Genomic DNA, 3114 nt, shown 5'->3' with positions numbered 1-3114 from the left:
TCATCTATTAGTAAAGGGTTTTATAAGGGGGTTAAAAAGAGCGGATTTGGTATCAATTGTTAATTAATCCTGAGAATTTGTTAGCCTAGAGACCCAAACCTTAATCTCTAAGGTACACTAGGTACTTTTGCAAAGGTCAGCGATCGCCACTAATATCCCATCAGTTTAAAGAATAATCACAAGTGAAGTTAATCATCATTGAATTAGTCTTTGATATTCTTCGCGTGTAGTTTGCGCACCGTATACACGTTTGAATTTAGATGTCTTAATAGGTTTTAGAGGTTTTGGTTGAGGAGACTTTTTTTTCGACAGTTCTCTATCATTACAGATGGCGGCAAGTATTTCTGGGTCATATGTACGAGTAAAAGGATAATCATAGTCTCGTTCTAAATTGACTCTAGATTGTAAAATCCCCTGTGAATTAGGAGAACTAGCTAAAGCAGATTTGACTTGGTAAGAACTAAAGGTTACTGTTAGTAAGACAAAAACGGCTATGAGAAGTTTCTTCATCATGATAATCTCCCTAATTTCTAACTTTTAACATACAAACGTTGCTTGAATATGAATAATATAAGTCTTTAAAGAACCATTCAACCTAAATTTAGGAAGTTAAGAGAAAAGTTAAGAACATAAAAGAATTAGGACTATTTACATAAATAATTCTAATATTTATATTATCTACGCCGACATAGTAATCCGTACTATAATGAAATGAGGAAATACTATCAACTTAGATTAATTTTCACTACTTATGACAAACTACGTAAAATTAAAAACTATTACTATATTTATGCTTATTCTTTCAGTTCTCTTCAATCTTTCCTTATTATCTGAATTAATAGGTAGATGCGAAGTATCAAATGGTCGGATTGGAGTATTAACACAAGATATTGAAATAGGTCATCTTAAGGAAAAAACAACTGTTTTTACACTCCCAAAAGGACTTACAGTTAGGGAAGTATCTGCAACTAGATCTGATTTGGCAAACCTATATAAATTTCGTTTTGTTATTACTTCTAATAGTGAATCACTGATTGATTATTCTAATAACAAAGGTGATTTAAGCAATACATATAGTGAGTATTATTCTACTAAAAACAAAACAAAATAACCGAATAAATTTAATAATCTAGGCGTTTTATATTGACAAAAACGGTGAAATGTGGGGTCAGCCTAAAGAGTATTAAAAGATCCTTTTTTCTGGCTCACTCTAGTTTTTGGATGGTTTATTGGCGATCGCTAATTTTCCAAAACAACGGAGGCCTCCAAGTTTGTCACAGTACTTTTGTACGAAGTTAAACTTCTATAATCACTGATTTTATTCAGAGAATCATTCGTCAATTAATAGATTTTTCTTTACAATGTTAAGTATGACGTAATATTGTAAAAAATGAAATTAAGAACTATCGTATTTGTACTCTTTATTTCAGTTCTCTTGAACCTTTTCTTATTATATGAATCAATAGATGGATGCGCAGAAATTGCCAATGGTCGGATTGGAGTATTAACACAAGATACTGAAGTGGGTTATTTTGATGGAAAAGCAACTGTTTTTACACTTCCACAAGGACTTATAGTTAGGGACGCATCTGCAATAGGACCAGGTTGGTTTGAGGCAGAAAGATTTCGTATTATTATAACTTCTAACAATAAATCACTGGTTGATTATTCTAATAATAAAGATGATTTAGGTAATAAATATAGTGAGTATTATTCTACAGAAATCAAAAACGGGACTGACAAAAGATAACTTATTCAAGAAAAAAAGGGGATTGTTTGAAAACAACATAATTATTCTTGTTACCTAGTAATTCTAAACTTTGAACGACAGTGCGTCAGTCCCCACTCCGCAAGCTGAGAGTGGGGAAGGAAAGCACAATGATTTGAGGACTCGATGTCCGAAGAATCATTAAATAGGGGCATCTTGGTTCTTGATATATTCTTTCAACTTTTCAATAGGTGCGCCACCAGAAGAAGCAACATAATAAGACTTAGACCAAAAAGAAACTTTGTCTTTATAAAACTTAGTTACTTGCTCAGGAAAGTCTTTTTTCATAACTCTAGCCGTCGAACTTTTAAGACATCCTGCAACTGTAGATATTGAGTTTTTAGGGTGGAAATCTAATAGTATATGAACATGATCCATTTCCCCAGAAAACTCTAATAATTCACAATCCATTTTTCTAGATACTTGCCAAACCATTTCCCTTAATCGCTCTAACATTTGGGCGGTTATTACTTTGCGTCTATAATGAGTAACAAAAACAAAGTGTAACCGCACACTAAAAACACTATGTGACCCTTTTCGTGGTTTTATCTTGACCTCCTACAGGTAATTAGACTAAAATCATCATATCAGTTCTGTTGAGGTCGGCGACATGGCTACTAAAAGAATCACGTTTAGACTTTACCCAAATAAAGAACAAAATGAGAAACTTCATTATTGGAGACGTTTACACAAAGATTTATACAATGCTTGTGTAGTTAATCGAAAAACTCAATACAAAAAGTTTGGTAAATCCATTAATTACTTTGACCAACAAAACTCATGACCTGAGTTTAAAAAAGATTGGCCAGAATATAAAGAACTTGGTAGTCATACCCTTCAAGCAACTGTAAAACGAGTTGATTTTGCCTTTCAACGTTTTTTCAAGATTAAATCAGGTTATCCGAAACTGAAGTCTGCAAGAAAATATAAAGGATGGACTTATCCTGATAAAGCTGGTTGGAAAATAGACAGCAATGGACATCATGGAAAGCTAACTCTCTCTAACCTTGGAACAATAAAAATGAGAGGTAAGGCGAGAGATTGGGGACTGCCAAATACTTGCACTATTATTTTTAAACAAGGAAAATGGTATGCTTCTGTTACTGTGATTTGTAGCTCTGAACGAGAAACTGGCAACAAAGCCTGTGGTATCGATTTCGGTACTCATCATGCACTTGCTTTTGACGATGGAACTGTTATCGATAATCCTAGGTTTTTAAAACAATCACAGGATAAAATTAATAAAACGGCTAAGGAATCTAGGAAGAAACGTGCTGGTAAAAAAGGAGTAAAAGCAGAAATGTTGAATGTTAGAAAAAAGCCTGGAAAAAATCTGTTTAAAATGA

At 33.2% G+C, this 3114-nt stretch carries 5 protein-coding genes and 1 pseudogene; 4 read left to right on the top strand and 2 right to left on the bottom strand.

Annotation, left to right across the window (positions count from 1 at the left end; translation table 11 throughout):
* Positions 1 to 195 precede the first annotated feature (195 nt).
* The gene (locus P9B04_RS18245) at positions 196 to 513 is read right to left on the bottom strand and encodes a hypothetical protein (protein WP_342056402.1); all 318 of its coding nucleotides are present in this window, start codon (positions 511 to 513) and stop codon (positions 196 to 198) included.
* 238 nt (positions 514 to 751) lie between these two features.
* On the opposite strand from P9B04_RS18245, the gene P9B04_RS18240 reads away from it, so the two are divergent.
* A complete protein-coding gene (locus P9B04_RS18240) occupies positions 752 to 1111 on the top strand; it encodes a hypothetical protein (RefSeq protein WP_342056401.1) in 360 nt (119 codons plus the stop codon).
* Positions 1112 to 1390: 279 nt separating this feature from the next.
* Entirely contained in the window at positions 1391 to 1750 is a 360-nt protein-coding gene (locus P9B04_RS18235) for a hypothetical protein (RefSeq protein WP_342056400.1), read from the top strand.
* Between the two features lie 159 nt (positions 1751 to 1909).
* Here P9B04_RS18235 and tnpA read toward each other — a convergent pair whose 3' ends face one another.
* Positions 1910 to 2317 carry an IS200/IS605 family transposase gene (tnpA, locus tag P9B04_RS18230; RefSeq protein ID WP_342056403.1) on the bottom strand — a complete coding sequence of 136 codons (408 nt, stop codon included), beginning with the start codon at positions 2315 to 2317 and terminating at the stop codon, positions 1910 to 1912.
* A 61-nt stretch (positions 2318 to 2378) separates the two neighbouring features.
* Here tnpA and P9B04_RS18225 point away from each other — a divergent pair, with 61 nt between their 5' ends.
* Together P9B04_RS18225 and P9B04_RS18220 are read left to right on the top strand one after the other, a co-directional pair.
* On the top strand, positions 2379 to 2552 hold the full coding sequence (locus P9B04_RS18225; protein WP_342056399.1) for a helix-turn-helix domain-containing protein: 174 nt from the start codon (positions 2379 to 2381) through the stop codon (positions 2550 to 2552).
* A gap of 237 nt (positions 2553 to 2789) precedes the next feature.
* Positions 2790 to 3114, top strand: a pseudogene (locus P9B04_RS18220) (RNA-guided endonuclease InsQ/TnpB family protein); the annotation flags it as partial.

This window comes from Crocosphaera sp. Alani8, assembly GCF_038442745.1.
GTDB lineage: Bacteria > Cyanobacteriota > Cyanobacteriia > Cyanobacteriales > Microcystaceae > Crocosphaera.
The sequence above is the reverse complement of the archived record's forward strand: the minus strand, read 5'-3'. Positions and strand labels throughout refer to the sequence as shown.

What these genes read in the sequence shown, in the direction of transcription:
- P9B04_RS18245 (WP_342056402.1), bottom strand. Translation starts at nt 513, where the DNA reads ATGATGAAGAAACTTCTCATAGCCGTTTTTGTCTTACTAACAGTAACC.
- P9B04_RS18240 (WP_342056401.1), top strand. Translation starts at nt 752, where the DNA reads ATGACAAACTACGTAAAATTAAAAACTATTACTATATTTATGCTTATT.
- P9B04_RS18235 (WP_342056400.1), top strand. Translation starts at nt 1,391, where the DNA reads ATGAAATTAAGAACTATCGTATTTGTACTCTTTATTTCAGTTCTCTTG.
- P9B04_RS18225 (WP_342056399.1), top strand. Translation starts at nt 2,379, where the DNA reads ATGGCTACTAAAAGAATCACGTTTAGACTTTACCCAAATAAAGAACAA.